Source organism: Nonomuraea deserti (assembly GCF_004348685.1).
Lineage (GTDB): Bacteria > Actinomycetota > Actinomycetes > Streptosporangiales > Streptosporangiaceae > Nonomuraea > Nonomuraea deserti.
The window spans coordinates 38,187-56,813 of sequence record NZ_SMKO01000009.1 but is presented as its reverse complement, the minus strand read 5'-3'; the positions used below and the strand labels follow the sequence as shown (position 1 = coordinate 56,813).

Here is an 18,627-nt window from a genome sequence, read left to right as displayed (position 1 = left end):
GGCATCGTGATCCCATGAACCCTGCGAACCGCCTGGCCCAGGCGTCCTTCACCGCCGGGCCGGCCGCGCTGCTCGGCGGCTGGCTCCTCATGCGTCCCATCGACGGCGACCTCGTGCCAGGCCCCTGGTGGACGGCCGCTCACGTGGTCTGGCTGGCCGGCTTCGCGATGTTCGGCGTCATGACGCTGGCCCTGCGCGGCGTGGCCGGGCCCGTGACGGGCGGACGGCGCGCGGCGGTGGACGTGGCCGTGGCGGCGGCCCTGCTCGGTGTCGCCGCCAACGTCGTCCAGCTGGCCATCGACCTGTACGCCGGCTTCAACGCCGCCGACGAAGCGGCCATGCGGGCGGTCTTCGAGCAGGTGAAAGGCTATCCGGGGGTTGAGGTGCTGGTCTACTCGGCGGGGGCGCAGCTGTTCTTCGCCGCCCTCGTGGCACTGGCCGTCATCCTGGCCGCGCTGCGCCGGGTCACCCCCGTCGGCGCCGGCGTCACCGTCGTCGGGGTGGCCGTGATGGCGGTGGCGACGTTCCAGACGGGCCGCGACTCGGCGCTGGTGGCGGTGGGCATGGCGCTCATCTGGCTCGGCGTGCTGCTCCTCGGCCGCGGCCCCTCCACGGGCCTGTCCACGGGCCCCTCCACCGGTCCCTCCACCGGGCTCGGAGCCCCGCCCGCCGCCGGGCCCGGCCTCGGGACGGGCTCCGCCCGGATCGCCGGGCCGCGGGCCTCATGGGCGGCACCCCGCCCATGAGGCCCGTCGCTAGACGCGCCGGCCGTTGACCCATACGTTGCGCAGCACCAGGCCCCTCACGTCGGTCACCACGTCGTCCTCCGCCATCTCCTCGAACACGCTGTTCGTCACCCGCATGCCCCTGATCGGGTTGCCCGGGTTGCCGATGAGGGAGAACGCCCTGGGCGCCCGCCCGGCCCGCAGCCGCCGGATGTCGATCCGCCCGACGTCGGGAAAGTAGGGGCCGGTGTGCTTGTTCTCGTAGTTGAGCGCCACCTCGATGACCGCGTCGGCCGCCTGCCCCACGGTGATGTCCCTGAAGTAGACGTCCCTGACGTACCCGCCGCGCTCGGGGTTGGTCTTGACGCGCACCGCCCGCTCCAGGCGCGCGCTGCTCATCGTGCAGTTCCACGCGAACACCCAGCTCACGCCGCCGGTGGTCTCGCTGCCGATGGTCACCCCGCCGTTGCCGTCGCGCATCACGCACGAGTCCACGAGCACGTTCGTGGACGGCGCGTTCACCCGGCGGCCGTCGGCGTTCTTGCCCGCCTTGATCGCCACGCAGTCGTCGCCCGTGTTGAACTCGCACCGCTCGATGAGCACGTCCACGCAGGACTCGGGGTCGCAGCCGTCGTTGTTCGGGCCGTGCGGGCTGTCCACGGTGACCCCGCGGACTGTCACGTTCGTGCACAGGACCGGGTGGATGTTCCACATGGGGGAGTCCTTGACGGTGACGCCCTCGATGAGCACGTTGCGGCACCGGTAGAGCTGGATCAGGTTCGGCCGCAGGTGGTGGCCCTCGCCGAACACCCGCTCCGCGACCGGCACGCCCTCCTCGGCCATGCTCGCGAGCAGCTTCTTGTCCGGACCCTCCGTGGGGGGCGGGTCGCTCGACCAGTCCCACCAGTGCTCGGCGTCGGCCTGACCGTCGATGACGCCGTCGCCGGTGATCGCGACGTTGGTCCTGCCGTGGGCGTAGATGAACGGGGAGTAGTTCATCAGCTCGATGCCCTCGTACCGGGTGTACACGACGGGCAGGTAGTCGGCGGGGTCGCGGCTGAACCTGATCGTGGCGCCCGCCTCCAGGTGCAGCTCGACGTCGTCGGCCAGGTGGATCGCGCCCGTCAGGTACGTGCCCCCAGGCACCAGAACGCGCCCGCCGCCCGCCGCCGAGCAGGCCGCGATCGCGTCACGGAAGGCCTGGGTGCACATGGTGTCCCCGTCACCGGCGGCCCCGTGGTCGGTGATCGGGAAGGTGCGGCGGGGGAAGCGCGGCGGCCTGATGCGCCGCCTGATCCGCGGCACCCGGCTCCACGCCGCGGCGGCGGGGTCGGTGACGGCGCCGGTGGCCAGGGCGGCGTCCGCACGGCCGGCCACCCCGGCGGCCAGCAGGCCGCCCACGGCGCCGGCCAGCAACCTTCTGCGTAACTGGTCCATCGAATTCCTCCGTCTGCGATAGGGGGTCAGCCTTTTACCCCGGTCAGCGTGATGCCCTGGATGAACGTGCGCTGGGCGAAGAAGAACAGCACGATGACCGGGACGAGGATCACGGTGCTGGCCGCCATCAACGGCCCGAACTGGGTGCTGTACTGGGTCGAGTAGTAGGTCAGCCCGAGCGACAGCGTGTACATGTCGGAGTCGGACAGGTAGATCAGCGGCCCCAGCAGATCGCCCCACGCCGCCAGGAACTGGAACAGCGCGACCGCGGACAGCGCCGGCTTGGCCAGCGGCAGCACGATCCGCGCGTAGATCCGCAACTCGCCCGCGCCGTCCACGCGGGCCGCGTCCAGCAGGTCCTTCGGGATTCCGCGGAAGAACTGCCGCAGCAGGAACACGAAGAACGGCCCGCCGAAGAAGTGCGGCACGATGAGCGGCAGGTACGTGTTCGTCCAGCCCATCTCCCTGAACAACGAGAACAGCGGCACCATCGTCACGTAGAACGGGATCATCATGGTGGCCAGCAGCGCCACGAAGACGACGTTGCGGCCGGGCCACTCGATGCACGCGAGCCCGTACGCGATGAACGAGCTCGACAACACCGCGCCGAGCATCGACAGCGCGCAGATGACCATCGTGTTGACGAAATAGCGGGCGAACGGGAAGACCTGCAGTCCGTCCAGGTAGTTCGAGAAGGTGATCTTCTCGGGGAACCAGACGACGGGGAAGGCGTTCAGCACGTCGACGGTCTTCAGCGAGGTCGTCACCATCCACACGAACGGCAGCAGGAAGACGATCGAGAGCGTGATCAGCACCGCGTGCGCGGCCATCACCCGCATCAGCCGCCGCCAGTTGCGCCGCAGCCGCCCGGCGTCCCGCTCAGCCGCCGGGGCCATGGTCAGGGTGCCCATCACCGGCCTCCGTAGTAGACGCGGCGGCCCACCAGCCGGAACGTGGCGACGGTGATGGCGGCGACGAGCGCGAAGAGCATCCAGGCGATCGCCGACGCGTAGCCGACCTTGAAGTACTGGAACGCGTTCTGGTACAGGTACAGGCCCGACACCAGGGTCGAGCCCGCGGGGTTGCCCGTGCCGCCGGTCATGACGAAGACCGGCGTGAAGAACTGGAACCCGCCGATCAGCCCGGTCACGAGGGCGAACAACATGTGCGGGCTGACGTAGGGCAGCGTGACGTGCCGGAACCTGGACAACACGCCCGCCCCGTCGGTGGACGCCTGCTCCTGCAGCGTGGCCGGCACCTCCTGGAGCCCGGCCAGCATGATGACCATCAGGTTGCCGACCCCCCACGCGCTCATCACGATCAACGCCGGCTTGGCCCAGCCGGGGTCGGACAGCCAGCCGGGCCCGGCGACGCCGACCTTGGCGAGCGCGTCGTTCAGCAGCCCGTACTGCGGGTCGAAGATGTACATCCACAACACGGCGGAGGCGACCGCGGGCACGATCGTCGGCAGGTAGAACACCGTGCGGTAGACCGACCTGCCGCCCACGCCCATGTTCAGCAGCAGGGCCAGCCCGAGCGCGGCCACGATCCCGAGCGGCACCGACCAGACGACGATGTAGACCGTGTTCCACAACGACGACCACCACACCTGGTCGGTCAGCAGGTCCGCGTAGTTCGCCCAGCCGATCCACTTCGGGGGGCCGACCATCGTGTACGACGTGAAGCTGTAGTAGAGCGAGGCGAGAACGGGGTAGGCGGTGAACCACAGCAGCCCGATGATCGCGGGCGAGGTGAACACCAGCCCCCACATGAGGTCGCGGCGCCGCTTCCGTGAGCGCATGTCACAGTCCCATCTGGTTCTTGAACCGTTCGGCCTCCCTGCGGGTGTTCTCCTTGACCACCCGCATGGCCTCGCGCGCGGACACCTCGCCGTAGACCGCGCGCGCCACGTGAATCTCCAGTTGCTGGCTGAAGTAGTTGGTCTCCGGCAGCGACGGCTTGATGTTGGTCGCGGCCAGCATCGCGTCGTACGACGGCCGCAGGATCCCGTCGGACCGCATCCGCTCCATCGCCGGTGACTTGAGGTAGCCGGGCGGGTAGTTCACGGTCTCGAACTCGGCCAGCGTCCCCTCCGGCGTGGCGGCGAACCACCGCAGGAACTCCCACGCCGCCTCGGGGTGCTTCGCCTCCGACGGGATGAAGGCGCCCCACCCGCCGATCCACGTTCCCGCCCCGGGCCTGTCGGCGCCCGGCGGCTGGTACGGCAGCAGCGTCGAGCCGTACGAGAAGTCCGGCCTGGCCTCCAGGATCTGCTTGACGCTGCGCGGCCCGAGCGCGGCCATGCCCATGGCGCCGTAGCCGAAGGGGTTCATCTGCAGGGTCGGCGGCGCGACGTTGAGCCGGTCGGCGCCGCCCAGCGACCTGGCGTACCCGGCCATCCAGTCGACCGCCGCGACCACGTGCTCGTCGTCGGGCGTCACCTGGCCCGTCTCCGGGTCCACGAACGTCCCGCCGAAGGCGAAGCCCCAGGTGAAGGCGGCGTTGGCGAAGCCGGCCACCTGCCAGGGCACGGTGCCGACGCGGGACGCGCCCTGCCTGCCGACCTGGGTGATCTCCGCGGACAGCTCGTCGACCTCGGTGATCGTGCGCGGCGGCCGTCCGGGGTCGAGACCGCACTCGGCGAACAGCTGCTTGTTCCAGTAGAAGGGAAAGTTCGGGTCGACGTCCCACTGGAGCTGCCAGACGCGGTCCTTCCACCGCATGCCCTGCCACACGGCGGGCAGGAAGTCCCGCTCCGTCAGGCCGGCGCCGCGGGCGAGGTCCGTCAGGTCGGTCATGATGCCCAGCTCGGCCCACTGCGGCACCTGGAACGGGATGACCATCGCGAGGTCGGGCGGGTCGCCGGCGGCGATGGACACCAGCAGCTTCTGCTGCTCGCCCTGGCCGGTCGTCGGCGCGTAGACCACCTCGACCCCGATCTCGTCCTGGACCGCCTCGAACCGGGTGGCCAGGTCGACCCAGCCCTGCCCGTCCACGCCGCCGAACAGGCTGTAGAACGTGATGGTCGTGCGCCGCCCCGGCGCGGCCTTCTTGCTGAGCCCCTGGGTGCTGTCGGGCGGCTCACCCTCCACGACGGTGCAGCCGGGCAGCGCGGCCAGCCCCGCGGCCCCGCCGATCGTTCTGAGCGCCTGTCGCCTGCTGATCCTCATCGTGTTCCCTCTAGCCGCGGGCCATCGAGATGCCCCGCCTCTCCACCTGTGTGTGCTCGCCGACCTGGTACGGCGGGCAGCGCCGCACCGCCGTGTAGAAGTGGTACGGCCGGCCGTCCCGCGAGACGACCGCGGGTTTGTGCGCGTACGTGTCGTCCACCGACCCGGGCGGGCCCACGTCGACGAGGATCTCGCCGCTCTTGTGCCAGGTGCGCAGGTCGCGGGAGACCGCGTAGCTCTCGCGGGCGTGCCCGTCGAAGGAGAGCCCGAAGTAGAACATCACCCACCAGTCGCCGTCGCGCAGCACGCACGGGTCGGAGGCGAACCGTTCGTCGAAGGCTCCCTCGCCGCCGTGCGGCACGACCGGTCCGGGACCGGGCCGCGCCCAGCGTTCGAGGTCGGGGGATACGGCGTAGCCGATCTGCTCGCGCCAGCCGCCGTAGGTGCGGTCCTTGGCGTTGTAGAAGCAGTAGTAGAGGCCGTCGTGGCGCAGCAGCCACGACTTGTACAGCCCGCCGCGCTCCCAGGCGCCGCCGTCCTGCGGGCGCAGCACCGCGCCGGTGTCCTTCCAGGTCCGCAGGTCGTCGCTGGCCAGGAAGCCGATGACGCCGGCGCCCACCTCCATGCCGGCCTCCGGGTAGGCGTGGTAGGTGGCGAGCGCCCGGCCGTCCAGCCAGGTCACCTGGCCGGCGGAGCCGAGCCGGTTGTCGCGCAGGATCGACGTGAGCGCCGCGTTGTGGCGCCGGTGGGGGTGGCCCGGGTCACGCGGCAGGATCACCTCTCCGGGGCTCCACGACTCCAGGTCCGGTGAGCGGCTGAGCGCGGTCTGGTAGCCGGTCCCGTCGAAGCCGACGTACGTCATCAGGTACTCGCCGCCGTCGGAGCACACGAACGGGCAGTCCACGAAGAGGCTGTCGAAGCGGCCGGGTTCCCGCGACGGCTCGACCAGCAGCCGGCCCGCCTTGTGCGGGGTCCTGACGCGCGCCGGGTCGTACCCGCTCGCCGGCCCGCTGGTCGGCCCGCTGGTCGGCCCGCTCGCCGGCCCGCTCGCGGGCCCGCATGTCTCCTCGCTCATCGGGTCGCCCCGAACGTCCAGCGTCCGGCGGGCACCTCGTAGGCGCGGCCGCCGAGCGCGACGGCGCCGTCCGGGGAGGTGTGCCGGGGCAGGCCGAGGTCCGGCAGCCGCACCTCGGCCGACGAGCCGGGCGGGACCTCCACGTCGAGCGCGAACCCGCCGTCGCGCCGCTCCCACGACACCGCGACCCTCCCGTAGGGCGTCGCGGTGCCCGCCCGCACCGCCTCCAGGTCGCCGGGCGCGGCCGGCTCGATCAGCAGCCGGCGGAAGCCGTTCGAGCCGGGCGCCTGCCCGATGCCGCCGAGACCCCGGTAGAACCAGGAGTCGATGGCGCCGAGCATGTAGTGGTTCTGCGACAGCCCGCGCGTCGGACCGTCCCACGCCTCGGTGAGGGCCGTGGCCCCGTGCCTGACCTGGTAGCCGTAGCTCGGGTTGCCCGTGGAGACGGCGAACTCCCACAGCGCGTCGTGCCGTCCCGCGCGGGACAGCACCCGGAACAGCGCGGGCAGCACGACCTCGCCGACCGTGATGCCGCCGCCGCGCACGGCCTCGCTCACCTGGTCGAGCACGCGGGGCACGAGGTCGCCGGGCACGACGCCCATGTCGAGCGCGAGGACCTCCGACGCCTGCGTGGCCTTGCCGAATTCGCCGGAGAAGGCACCCGTGAACGCCGCCGAGATCCGCTCCGTCAGCGCGCCGTACTGTGCGGCGTCGTCGTCGCGGCCGAGCACGCCGGCGACGCGCGCCATCGTGCGGGCGGCCTGCCAGTAGCCCCACGTCGACACCAGCGGCACGGGCGTGGCGGGGTCGGGAGCGAGCCAGTCGCCGAGCCCGTGGCCGAGGATGCCGTCCTCTGCCCGCCCGGTCAGGTAGTCCACGTAGCGGCGCATCGCGTCGTAGTGCCGATCCATCGCCGACGTGTCGCCGTACCAGCGGTAGAGCTGCCACGGCACGCGCACCAGCGCGCCGCCCCAGTTGGGGTCGTCCCTGAAGGGGCCGTCGAACACGACGTACTCGGGCGCGATGTCCGGCACCAGCCCGTCCTCGGTCTGCGCCTCGGCCATCGTGACCAGCAGCTCGCGATAGTAGGCGGCCACGTCGTAGTTGTAGGCCACGACGTCGAAGAGCAGGTGGGTCTGCTCCAGCCAGCCCAGCTTCTCCCGGTGCGGGCAGTCGGTCAGGACGCTGTACATGTTGCCCCGCACCGCGCGGTCGATGATCTTGTGGATGTCGTTGACCAGCGGGTCCGACGTCTCGAACACGCCGGTGGGCGTGTTGTCGGCGCGCAGCACCAGCGCCGTCACCGCCTCGGGGCCCACGTGCTCGGGCAGGCCCTGCACCTCGACGTAGCGGAAGCCGTCGTAGCGGAAGCTCGGGTGCCAGGTCTGCGGGCCGTCCGTGGTGACGTACGTGTTGAAGATCGGCGCGCCCGTCGTGGGCTTCGACTGGATCACGCGGCCGAAGTCGTCCAGCTGGTCGCCGGGCAGCAGCCGCAGGTAGCGCCCGGCCGGGAGGTCGAGCCTGAGCTCGGCCCAGCCGGCGACGACCGTGCCGACGTCGAACACCGCCGTGCCGTCCTTGGCGACCAGCTTCTCCACGGCGGGCAGCGTCTCCGTGACCCGGATGGGCGGGCAGGTGCGCGCGCGCAGCGAGACGGCCGGCTCGTCCGGGACGGTCACCGGCCGCCAGCCCGAACGGTCGGCGCCCGGCGTGTCCCACCCGGCGACGGACAGGCGGGCGTCGTGGTCCTCGCCGCCGAACCAGTGCGAGCGCGTGGTCGGGCCCTCGGTGGCCAGCCAGTCCGGCCCGGTGCCGAACGTGCGCGACGACCCGTCGGCATAGGCCACCTCGAGCTGCGCGATCGCCTTCGGCGCGCCCTTGGAGCCGTAGAACTTCATGTAGCGGTCCTGGTGCGGGTACACGTGCGCGATGCCGGGGCCCAGCGCGATCCCGACGGCGTTCGCGCCCTCGCGCAGCAGCGCCGTCACGTCGTGCGTCGCGTACGCCACCCGCCGGGTGAAGTCGGTGTACGCCGGCTCCAGCACGGCGTCCGTCACCGGCCGGCCGTTCACCGACGCCACGTAGACGCCGAGCCCAGCGACGTGCAGCCGGGCCCGTGCGACCGGCCCCGCCGCGGTGAACTCGCCGGCCAGCAGCGGCAGCGGGAGCCCCTCGCCGGCGCGCGGATTGCCCGGGTCGTGCCAGCCGGGGTGGGTGATCCAGGAGGCCGTCCAGTCGTCCGCGTCCAGAAGTCCCGTCTCGAACCGCGCGCCCGGGCTCCACGCGGACCACGCGCCGCCCGAGTCGCGGACCCGCACCCGCCAGTGCACGACTGCCCGGCTCGCCGGCTCGGCGCCGCCGTACGTCACGCGCTGCCCGGCGGACTCGACCTCGCCGGTGTCCCACAGGTCGGCCGCGCCCTCCGCGGTGCCCGCCTGCACGTGGTAGGCGGTCTGCACGAGGCCGCCGGCCAGCTGCCAGCTCAGCGGGGGCCGGGTGATCTCGATGCCGAGGGGGTCGGTCAGGTCGCACGTTCGCAGGTTGCTCACCAAGACAGGGGCTCCTCAGGTGATTTTGATCATGTACGCGGCCGTGGTGGGCGGCTCCGGCGGCAGGTCGGCGTAGAGGGCCTCGGGGGCCAGCCGCCAGCCGACGGGACCGTGGCCGAGCAGCTCCACGGCGGCGGGGCGGCGCTCCAGCAGCCCCGCCGCCGTGCCCAGGCTGGTGATCCTGGCCGTGCGGTCGTCCGGCCAGGCGAGCAGGGTGGCGTACACGGCCTCGCCCTTGCGGGTGAAGCGGATGTCGCCCGGCCGGTACGCGCGGTCGGCCTCGTTGTAGCCCTCGTAGCCCTTGACCTCGCCCAATCCCGTCGAGCCCTCGCTCGCGCGCAGCCAGGGCGTCGTGCCGTAGACGCCCTCGCCGCAGACCCGCAGCCAGCCGCCCACCTCGGCCAGCAGCGCGCGGGCGCGGGCGTCGACGGTGCCGTCGGCGTGCTGGGGGACGTTCAGCAGCAGGCAGCCGTTCTTGCTGACCACGTCGACCAGCAGGTGGATGATCTGCTGCGGGGTCTTGCGCGGATGGAACATCGGGGCGTCGTCGGCGCAGTCGAACCACTCGCCGTCGCTGGTGTCGAACTGCCACGGGTGGGGCTGGGCCTCGTCGAGCTGGCGGCGCTCGCAGTCCATCACCACCGCGGTGCGGTCGGCGTCCGGCACGTCCTTGATCGTCACGATGCCGCCGGTCGGGCACGTGTTGTAGTACCGGGCCAGCAGCTGCAGCCCGGCCGTGCTGACCGGCTCCGACTCCACCACGCTGCCCGCGTCGAACGGCAGCCGGCCGTCGTCGAGATAGACCAGGTCAGGACGGTAGCGGTCGAGCGCCTCGCCGACGCGGGCGTAGAAGCGCTCGGCGACGTGCGCAGGCGGCCGGGCGCCCGGGTCGTGCCGCTCCGGGTAGAGGGTCGCGGGGTCGAGGCCGTCCCACCAGGTGCCGGCGCCGTCGGCCCTGGTCAGCGCCCCGTCGTACGGTTCGCCCGTCTCGGGGTCGCGCCCGTGCGCCACGTCGAGCCAGCGCCACGTCCAGTTGTGGTGGAAGCTGAGGCCGAAGGGCAGCCCCGCCGCGCGGGCCGCCCGCTCCCACGCGCCGACGATGTCGCGATGGGGGCCGACGCGGGCGGCGGTCCAGTCGTGCTGACGGGAGTCCCACAGGTCGAAGTTGTCGCAGTGGGTGGCCAGGGCGACGAAGTAGCGGGCGCCGCTGGAGACGTACAGGTCGATCAGCTCGTCCGGGTCGAAGCGCTCGGCGCGCCACCGGTGGAACAGATCCTTGGCCCCGCCCGCGCCGAAGTGGGCGCGGTGGTGGGCGTGCTGGCGGCCCGCGCGCACCCGTTCCCACGGCTCCGACCAGGGTTGCATGCCGTAGAGGTGGCGGGCGTACCAGTCGCCGGAGCGGGCCACGGACTGCGGGCCCCAGTGCGACCAGATGCCGAACTTCGCCTCACCGAACCACGCGGGCACGCTGTGCCGGCGCAACGACTGCCAGTCCGGCAGGAAACCGCTCACCGGATACCTACAGGTTGGAGGCCCCGTCCTTCAGGGCGGGGAGGAAAGCCGGAACGGCCGGACACTGTGGTCTCCCGGTTTTGTCGGTGGCGGTCGGTAGATTGATCGGTATGTCCCGCTACCGGCTCCAGCCCTCGCCTGCCCAGGAGGCAGCACTGCTGGAGCATTGCGGGCACGCCCGGTTCGTGTGGAATCTCGCGGTTGAGCAGCACGCGCACGGGAAGCCGGGACGCAAGAGCGCGCCAGGGTTCGTCGACCAGTGCCGCCAGTTGACGGATGCGCGGGCAGAGTTCGAGTGGCTGCGCACCGGATCGGTCATCGTCCAGCAGCAGGCTCTGAAGGACTTCGCGCAAGCCATGGCGAACTACTGTGGCGGAAACCATAGGCGTCCGACGTGGCGCAGGCGCGGGTGCGGCGAAGGGTTCCGGATCGTCGCCGTCAAAGGGGGTGACGTGCGCCGCTTGTCCCGCCACGTGGGCGAGGTGAAGGTCCCGAAGGTGGGATGGATTCGCCTGCTGCGCAAGCTTGCCAGGGCCGAGCGCGGATCGAACCGGCGCGCCAAGGTCAAGGCCGCCATCGCCCGCGTGAAGGCGCGGGAGACCGACCGGCGCAAGGACCGGGTGGAGAAGACCAGCACCGATTTGGCATGCCGGTTCGACGTGATCGCCGTCGAAGACCTGAAGATCCGCAACATGACCCGGTCGGTGCGCGGCACTGTCGAAGCGCCCGGGCGGAACGTTCGGGCCAAGGCTGGGCTGAACCGGTCGATCATAACCGCCGCATGGGGCCATCTCGTCCAACGACTGGAACACAAGGCACTCGGGCGGGTGGTGAAGGTCAACCCCGCGTACACGAGCCAGCGGTGCTCGGCGTGCGGGATCGTGGACCGGGTAGCGCGCGAGAGCCAAGCGCGCTACCGGCGCCGATCCTGCGGATACGCCTGCAACGCCGACGTGCACGCGGCCAGGAACATCAAACACGCGGCAGGGCATGCCGTGTCTACGCGGGAAGGGCCACGGGTTGCCGGGCCGGTGCACCGCGAACCTCAACGTGACCTCCTCCTCGTGGGGTAGTTGCCGTTGGAATCCCCGCGCTTCAGCGCGGGGAGGATGTCAAGTGATCACCCGTACGTCGAAGGGGGCCAGCCGGAGCGGGCCCCGGTCGAGGGGCCGCCGCTGCCCGGTGATCTCGACGGCCGGCCGGGTCACGGTCACCGCGTGCTCGCGGTCGGACCAGTTGTGCACGAACCAGAGGCGCTGCCCGCGCGCGTTCACCGCGGAGCGCACGGTGACCTGCGGCTGCCCGCCTTCGCCGACCAGCGGGGCAGCGTGCTGTTCGGTGGCCCGGGCGGCGATGCGGCGGAACAGCGCCGCCGCCAGCTCCCTGCCGGGCAGGGTGCCGACGTAGGTCACCGTGCCGCGCCCGACGCGGTGCTCGGTGACGGCGGGCCAGCGGCCGAAGTGGTGATGGTCGTAGCGGGCCAGCGCCTCGGCCCCCTCCGGCTCCAGCGCGTCCGCCCAGGCGCGGGCCACCCCCTGCTTCCCGAGCCCGTGCACGGGGACGGGGCCGAGCATCGTCGAGTACTCCAGGTAGCGCACCCCGGCCAGCTCGCGCAGCGGCCCCGGCGCCACCTCGGGCCGCGCCCGCGCCTCCTCGTCCGCGTACCCGGTGCGGAAGGTCAGCACCAGATGCCCGCCGTCGCGCACGTATCCAGTGAGCGCTTCGGCCGTCGCGTCGGACAGGCAGTAGAGGGCGGGCGCCACCACGACGGGGAAGCGCCGGGCTCCGAACTGCTCGGGCGTCACGAACCCCGCCTGCAGCCCCGCGTCGCTCGCCCCCTGGTAGAAGGCCGCGACGATCCGCTCGTAGGAGTCGCGGTCGGGGCTGCGCCCGTCGAGCGTGAGCGGCGGCTGGAACGCCAGCGCCCACTTGCTGTCGGGGGAGTGGACGAACCCTACGTCGGCGTCGGGGGTGAGCCCGTCGAGGTCGTCGCGCGCCCGGTCGAGCTCCGCGCCCAGCGCCGCGATCTCGTCGTAGATCCGGCCCGGCGTCACGGCGTGCCCGAGGATGCCGCCCCAATACGTCTCGGCGCCGTCGTGCAGCGTGTTCCAGTGCCAGTAAGAGATCATCTCCGCGCCGCGCGCGACCAGCGCCCAGGCCGCCTGGCGGAGCTGGCCGTCGTAGGGCGTGACGTTGAGCTGGGATCCGGCGATCGACGTCGCGTTCGTCTCGGTCACCCAGTAGCGGCGCTGCTTGGAGCCGTACATGCGGTCGGCCGCCTGGAACAGCGCGTCGGGCCCGGCGGCGAACCAGCCGAGCTCGGCTGGCCGGTCCTCGGCGTCGCGGGTCAGCGCGTCCTGCGCCAGGTAGTAGGCGTTCCCGCTGGTGACGGTCAGGTGCTCGGACAGCCGTACGTCGTCCAGGGCCGGCCGCTGGTAGGCCAGGCACGTGGTGAGCGCGCGGTCGCCGGGCACCAGCTCCCGCACGAGAGCGGCCTGCCAGGCGATGAACCGGGTGGTGAGCTCGGCCTGGAAGCGCCGCCACGCGAGGTCGTACGACGGGGTGGTGTTGCCGTCGGGCCGCCAGAGCTCGGCCCAGTCGCCCAGGCGGTGCGACCAGTACGCCAGCCCCCATTCCTCGTTCAGCCGTCCGACGTCGCCGTACCGTTCGGCGAGCCAGGCGGTGAACCGCTCGAACACCGGCTCGTTGTGGATGAGGTGCAGTCCCGGCTCGTTGTCGAGCTGGATCCCGATCACGGCGGGGTGGCCGCCGTGCCGGCCGACGACGGCGCGGATGACACGCTCGGCGTGGCGCAGGAAGGCCGGCGAGGTGAAGTCGACCTCCTGTCGCGCGCCCCAGGGGATGCGGGCTCCGCCGGCGCGCACGATGGCCAGCTCGGGGTGCTTGCGCTGCAGCCAGGGCGGGATGGCGTACGTCGGGGTGCCCAGCAGCACGCCGATGTCGCGCTCGTGCGCCGCGTCCAGGACGGGCGTCAGCCAGTCGAGGTCGAACTCGCCGTCGCGGGGCTCCCAGGTGGACCAGACGGATTCGCCGACGCGAATGCTGTCGATCTTGGCCTGGGCCATCAGGTCGAGGTCGCGCTTCGGATCGGGGGAGCGGAGGTATTCGGGATAGTAGGCCGTGCCGAAGCGGATGCCGGGGCTGCGGGTGGGGGGCGGTGGCGTCATGGGGGCTCTTGCCTCCTCCCCAGGTCGTGACGGACCGGTGGCATATCTTAAAACGATTTACCGAATGATATATTTATTCAGCCTCTCATGTCAATGCCCTGAGGGCGCTTCGTTGCTGTCCCGTTTCCTGTGTCCCGAGCCAGGGCGGCGGATCGTCGGAGGCAAGAGAGGGATGGTGTCGGCGGATCACCGCGTATAGGCTTAAAACGTTTTGTCTCACCGGAGGGACGTTCGGATGGTCGACTTCCACGAGGACCCCGGGCCGGGCTCCGGGCGGCGGGCGGCGCGCGCGGACTTCGTCTCCGACGCGCCGCGGCTGTCGCTCAACGGCCTGTGGCGCTTCCGCCTCTCGGACACCGCCGCGGGAACGGGTCCCGCGCTCCCCGACCCGGCGCTCGACGACGGCGGCTGGGACACGATCAGGGTGCCGTCGCACTGGGTGCTGGAGGGCCACGGCCGGCCCCTCTACACCAACACCGCCTACCCGTTCCCCATCGACCCGCCCCACCTGCCCGACGACAACCCGACCGGCGACTACCGGCTCCGCTTCGAGGTGCCCGCGGACTGGCCCGCCGGCCGGACCGTGCTGCGCTTCCAGGGGGTCGACTCCTGCGGCACCGTCTGGCTCAACGGCGAGCTGCTCGGGCACTCGAAGGGCAGCCGGCTGCCCTTCGAGTTCGACGTCACGGGGCTCGTGCGGGCCGGCGGCAACCTGCTCGCCGTACGCGTGCAGCGCTGGTCGTCCGGCAGCTACCTGGAAGACCAGGACATGTGGTGGCTGCCCGGCATCTTCCGCGACGTGGAGCTGCTGGCCAGGCCCGAGGACGGCATCGACGACCTCACCGTCCGGGCCTCCTACGACGCCGCCACCGGCTCCGGCGCGCTCCTGGTCACCGCCGACGCCCCGGGCCTGGTCGAGATCCCCGAGCTCGGCATCGCCGCGCCCACGGGCGAGGAGGTCACGGTCGCGCACGTCGAGCCGTGGAGCGCCGAACACCCCCGCCTCTACCGCGGCACCCTCCGCGCCGCCGGCGAGACGATCGACCTGCCCGTCGGCTTCAGGACCGTCGAGATCGCCGGCGGCCGGCTGCTCGTCAACGGCGAACCGGTGCTCTTCCGCGGCGTCAACCGGCACGAGCACGACCCCGTACGCGGCCGCTCGCTCGACCGCGCCACCATGATCCGCGACATCGAGCTGATGAAGCGGCACAACGTCAACGCCGTCCGCACCGCCCACTACCCGCCGCACCCCGAGTTCCTGCGGCTGTGCGACGAGTACGGCCTGTGGGTCGTCGACGAGTGCGACATCGAGACGCACGGCTTCATCTACGCGGGCTGGGAGGGCAACCCGCCCGCCGAGCCGATGTGGCGCGACGCCCTGCTCGACCGCGCCCGGCGGATGGTCGAGCGCGACAAGAACCATCCCAGCGTGGTCGTCTGGTCGCTCGGCAACGAGAGCGGGAGCGGTGTGGCGTTCGGCGACATCGAACGCTGGATCCGCGAGCGCGACCCGACCAGGCCCCTGCACTACGAACGCGACCCGAGCTACCGCCACTCCGACTTCTACAGCCTGATGTACCCGTCGCTGGACGACCTGGAGCGGATCGGGCAGCGCAAGGAGGAGACGCCGGCGGGGGTGACCGCGGAGTCGCCTGACGACGTGCGGCGGCGCGGGCTGCCGTTCCTGCTGTGCGAGTACGCCCACGCCATGGGCAACGGGCCCGGCTCGCTGGCCGGCTACCAGGCCATTCTGGAGTCGTACGAGCGGTTCTGCGGCGCGTTCGTGTGGGAGTGGATCGACCACGGGCTGGCCGGGACCGACGAGCACGGCCGCCCCTACCACCGGCACGGCGGCGACATCGACCACCAGCCGAACGGCGGCCGCTACTGCCTGGACGGGCTGCTGTTCCCCGACCGCACGCCCTCGCCGGGCCTGGCCGGGCTGCGCGCCGCCATCGCGCCCGTGGGGCTCGCCGTGGACACGGTCGCGGGAGAGGTGGCCGTCACCAACAAGCACGACCTGATCGACCTCGCCCACCTGGAGTTCCGCTGGTCCACGGAAGTGGACGGCGAGCCCTGGCACGGCGGGACGCTCCCCGTGCCGCGCTGCCCGGCCCGGGAGACGGTGCGCGCTCGCCTTCCCGCCATGGCGGTCGCGGCGGAGGGCGAGACCTGGCTCACCGTCGAGGCGTCGCTCGCCGCCCCCGCCCGCTGGGCGCCCGCCGGCCACGTCATCGCCTGGACCCAGGCCCGGCTCGGCTCCGGCACCCACCGCCGCCCGGCCCAGCCCGCCGCCGAGCCCTCCACTGAGCCTTCCGCCGCGCCGTCCATCGAGCCCGCCGCCGAGCCTTCCGCTGCGCCGTCCGCCGAGCCTTCCGCCGTGCCCCCCGCCGGGGCCCCGCCTCGGGCAGGGGCGGGTGTCGTGCGCCTGGGCGCGGCGGCGTTCGACGGCAGGAGCGGGCGGCTGATCAGCCTGGGGGACGCCGAGCTCGACGGGCCGGTGCTGGACGTGTGGCGGGCACCCACCGAGAACGATCGCGGCCAGGGCCCCAGGAACGCGCTCGCCGCCGACTGGGAGGCCGTCGGCCTCGACCGTTTCATGCACCGCACCGCGAGCGTCGAACGCCCGGACGACCGCACGCTCGTGGTGCGCGGACGCAGCGGCCCGGCCACCCGCACCCTGGGCTTCCGCACCACGTACACCTGGCGCCTGCGGGACGGCGCGCTCCACCTGACGATCGAGGCCGAGCCCGTCGGCGACTGGCACGACACCGCCTACGGCCACCTCAGCGTCACCCCGCCGCGCATGGGCGCCAGGTTCGCCCTCCCCGGCGGCTACACCGACGTCGCGTGGTTCGGCCGCGGCCCCGGCGAGTCGTACGCCGACAGCCTGGCCGCCGCCCGCGTCGGCCGCTTCGCCCGTACGATCGACGACCTGCAGACCCCGTACGTCTTCCCGCAGGAGAACGGCAACCACGTCGGGACCCGCTGGCTTGAACTGTCGGGCGACGGCCTGCCGACGGTGCGCGTGGACGGCGAGCCGCACCTGGACTTCACCGCCCGCCGGTGGACGAGCGAGGCGCTGGCCGCCGCGCTCCACCCGCACGACCTGGCCGACTCCGGCCGGGTCTGGCTCAACCTGGACCACGGCCAGCAGGGCCTCGGCAGCGCCTCCTGCGGTCCCGCGCTGCCCGAGCGGTACCGGCTGCCGGTCCGCCGCCACACCTGGTCGATGACCCTGTCCTCCCCGGAGCCCCCGCGAAGGAGTTACCGATGACGTCGAAGTTCGACTTCTGCCCGTGGCTGTACTGGGACCACGCGACCGACGAGGACCGCCGCGCCCAGGAGAGCCACCTGGCCGGACTGCGCGCCAGGATCGCCGTCGAGGCCTCGGAGAAGGTCTTCGTCTCCCCGCTCGCGGCCGTCCACGCCGACAGCCTGCGCATGGGCGACCACAGCTACATCGCCGCCCACGCCTACGTCACCGACACCCTCGTCATGGGAGACGACTGCACGCTCAACCCGTACGCCGTGGCGCGGGGCCGCGTCGTGCTCGGCGACGCCGTACGCGTGGGCGCCCACACGTCCCTGCTCGGCTTCAACCACGGCGTCGAGCCCGATCGGCCGGTGTTCCGCCAGCCGATCAGCTCGAAGGGCATCACCATCGGCGACGACGTGTGGATCGGTTCCAACGTCGTCGTCCTCGACGGGGTCACCATCGGCGCCCACGCCGTCGTCGGCGCGGGCGCGGTCGTCACCAAGGACGTGCCCGCCTGGGCCATGGTCGCCGGCAACCCGGCCCGCCCCATCCGCGACCGCCGCACGGGGTCACGCCCTGGGGGCGACCTGGAGGGGCTGCTCGCCGCCTTCGCCGACCGCGCCAGGGACCAGGCCGAGGCGGTGCTCGCCCGCTGCTGGACGGGCGAGCGGTACGTCGACCGCCCGGACGCCCCGCCCACCGTACGCGCCTGGTGCGACGCCGTGGAGATCGCCGACCTGCTCCTTGGCGGCCCGCCGCCGGTGCCCGCGCGCGAGGAGATCGTCGCCTTCCTGCGCGACCGCCAGGACCCCGCCACGGGACTGATCCCGGAGATCGGCGCCCCGGGCTCCCCGGAACGCACGCCCGACCAGGGCGGCGGCGGGCCGGAGGACTCCGGCGGCGGGCCGGAGCTGGAGGGCGTCACGGCGTACCACGTGCTCTGCGCCGGTTACGCGCTCGACCTGCTCGGCACCGGCTTCCAGCACCCCGTCCACGCCGTCCACGACCTCACCGGCAAGGACCTGACCGCCGCGCTCGACGCACTCGACTGGGACCGCGAGGCCTGGACGTCGGGCTCGGTGGTGGACGCCATCGGCACCGGCCTCTACCGCAACGTCGCCGGCTTCGGGCTGCGCGGCGACCTCGAGACCCTGTACGGCTGGCTGACCACCCGCTGCCGGCCGAGCCACGGCATGTGGGGCGAGCCCGACTCCGACGCCGGCTGGCTGATGGTGGTCAACGGCTTCTACCGGCTCACGAGGGGCACGTACGCGCAGTTCGGGCTGCCGCTGCCGTACCCGGAGCGGGCCGTCGACACCGTGCTCGCCCACGCCCGCGACCCCCGCTACTTCCATGGGGACACCGGCAACGCCTGCAACGTGCTGGACGTCATCCACCCGCTGTGGCTGGCGGGCAGGCAGACGGCGCACCGCCGCGAGGAGGGCGAGGCGTGGGCCCGGCGGCACCTGCGCCGCGCGCTGGGCGGCTGGCAGGACGGCGCGGGCCTCAGCTTCGCCCTCACCGGCGGCACCGGCGCGGCCCGCCTGCCGGGCCTCCAGGGCACGGAGATGTGGCTGGCCATCATCTGGCTGCTCGCCGATTACCTGGGTCTCTCCGGCGCTCTCGGCTACCGCCCCCGCGGCATCCACCGCCCAGAACCGCCCCCCGGTCTTGAGGTGTGACGGCACGTCTCCCACCACAGGGGTAGACCC

General features: G+C 72.4%; 12 protein-coding genes. 4 read left to right on the top strand and 8 right to left on the bottom strand.

Annotated features, from left to right (window positions below):
* The first annotated feature begins 14 nt into the window (after positions 1–14).
* A complete protein-coding gene (locus E1292_RS05985) occupies positions 15–746 on the top strand; it encodes a hypothetical protein (RefSeq protein WP_132592824.1) in 732 nt (243 codons plus the stop codon).
* A gap of 9 nt (positions 747–755) precedes the next feature.
* Here the strand turns inward: E1292_RS05985 and E1292_RS05980 are convergent, their stop codons facing one another.
* From E1292_RS05980 to E1292_RS05950, 7 genes are read right to left on the bottom strand one after another with little or no spacing between them, the layout of a single operon-like run.
* Complete coding sequence (locus E1292_RS05980) at positions 756–2,162, bottom strand: glycoside hydrolase family 28 protein (RefSeq protein ID WP_132592822.1); 1,407 nt, start codon at positions 2,160–2,162, stop codon at positions 756–758.
* Positions 2,163–2,188: 26 nt separating this feature from the next.
* A complete protein-coding gene (locus E1292_RS05975; RefSeq protein WP_220446679.1) occupies positions 2,189–3,073 on the bottom strand; it encodes a carbohydrate ABC transporter permease in 885 nt (294 codons plus the stop codon).
* On the bottom strand, positions 3,073–3,963 hold the full coding sequence (locus tag E1292_RS05970) for a carbohydrate ABC transporter permease (RefSeq protein ID WP_132592820.1): 891 nt from the start codon (positions 3,961–3,963) through the stop codon (positions 3,073–3,075). The genes E1292_RS05975 and E1292_RS05970 overlap by 1 nt, the downstream gene beginning before the upstream one ends.
* A 1-nt stretch (position 3,964) precedes the next feature.
* On the bottom strand, positions 3,965–5,332 hold the full coding sequence (locus E1292_RS05965; protein ID WP_132592818.1) for an extracellular solute-binding protein: 1,368 nt from the start codon (positions 5,330–5,332) through the stop codon (positions 3,965–3,967).
* Positions 5,333–5,342: 10 nt separating this feature from the next.
* The gene (locus E1292_RS05960; RefSeq protein ID WP_132592816.1) at positions 5,343–6,407 is read right to left on the bottom strand and encodes a glycoside hydrolase family protein; all 1,065 of its coding nucleotides are present in this window, start codon (positions 6,405–6,407) and stop codon (positions 5,343–5,345) included.
* Positions 6,404–8,956 carry a family 78 glycoside hydrolase catalytic domain gene (locus E1292_RS05955; RefSeq protein WP_165974405.1) on the bottom strand — a complete coding sequence of 851 codons (2,553 nt, stop codon included), beginning with the start codon at positions 8,954–8,956 and terminating at the stop codon, positions 6,404–6,406. The genes E1292_RS05960 and E1292_RS05955 overlap by 4 nt, the downstream gene beginning before the upstream one ends.
* A 15-nt stretch (positions 8,957–8,971) precedes the next feature.
* Positions 8,972–10,468, bottom strand: a complete 1,497-nt coding sequence (locus tag E1292_RS05950; RefSeq protein ID WP_132592812.1) for an alpha-L-fucosidase — start codon at positions 10,466–10,468, stop codon at positions 8,972–8,974.
* Positions 10,469–10,578: 110 nt separating this feature from the next.
* On the opposite strand from E1292_RS05950, the gene E1292_RS05945 reads away from it, so the two are divergent.
* Entirely contained in the window at positions 10,579–11,541 is a 963-nt protein-coding gene (locus tag E1292_RS05945) for an RNA-guided endonuclease InsQ/TnpB family protein (RefSeq protein ID WP_132592810.1), read from the top strand.
* Positions 11,542–11,580: 39 nt separating this feature from the next.
* Here the strand turns inward: E1292_RS05945 and E1292_RS05940 are convergent, their stop codons facing one another.
* Positions 11,581–13,656: a beta-galactosidase gene (locus tag E1292_RS05940; protein ID WP_132592808.1), complete on the bottom strand. Its 2,076-nt coding sequence runs from the start codon at positions 13,654–13,656 to the stop codon at positions 11,581–11,583.
* 235 nt (positions 13,657–13,891) lie between these two features.
* Here E1292_RS05940 and E1292_RS05935 point away from each other — a divergent pair, with 235 nt between their 5' ends.
* Together E1292_RS05935 and E1292_RS54805 are read left to right on the top strand one after the other, a co-directional pair.
* A complete protein-coding gene (locus E1292_RS05935; protein ID WP_132592806.1) occupies positions 13,892–16,933 on the top strand; it encodes a glycoside hydrolase family 2 TIM barrel-domain containing protein in 3,042 nt (1,013 codons plus the stop codon).
* On the top strand, positions 16,930–18,597 hold the full coding sequence (locus tag E1292_RS54805) for an acyltransferase (RefSeq protein ID WP_132592804.1): 1,668 nt from the start codon (positions 16,930–16,932) through the stop codon (positions 18,595–18,597). Before E1292_RS05935 ends, E1292_RS54805 begins: the two co-directional genes overlap by 4 nt.
* The last annotated feature ends 30 nt before the right edge of the window (positions 18,598–18,627 follow it).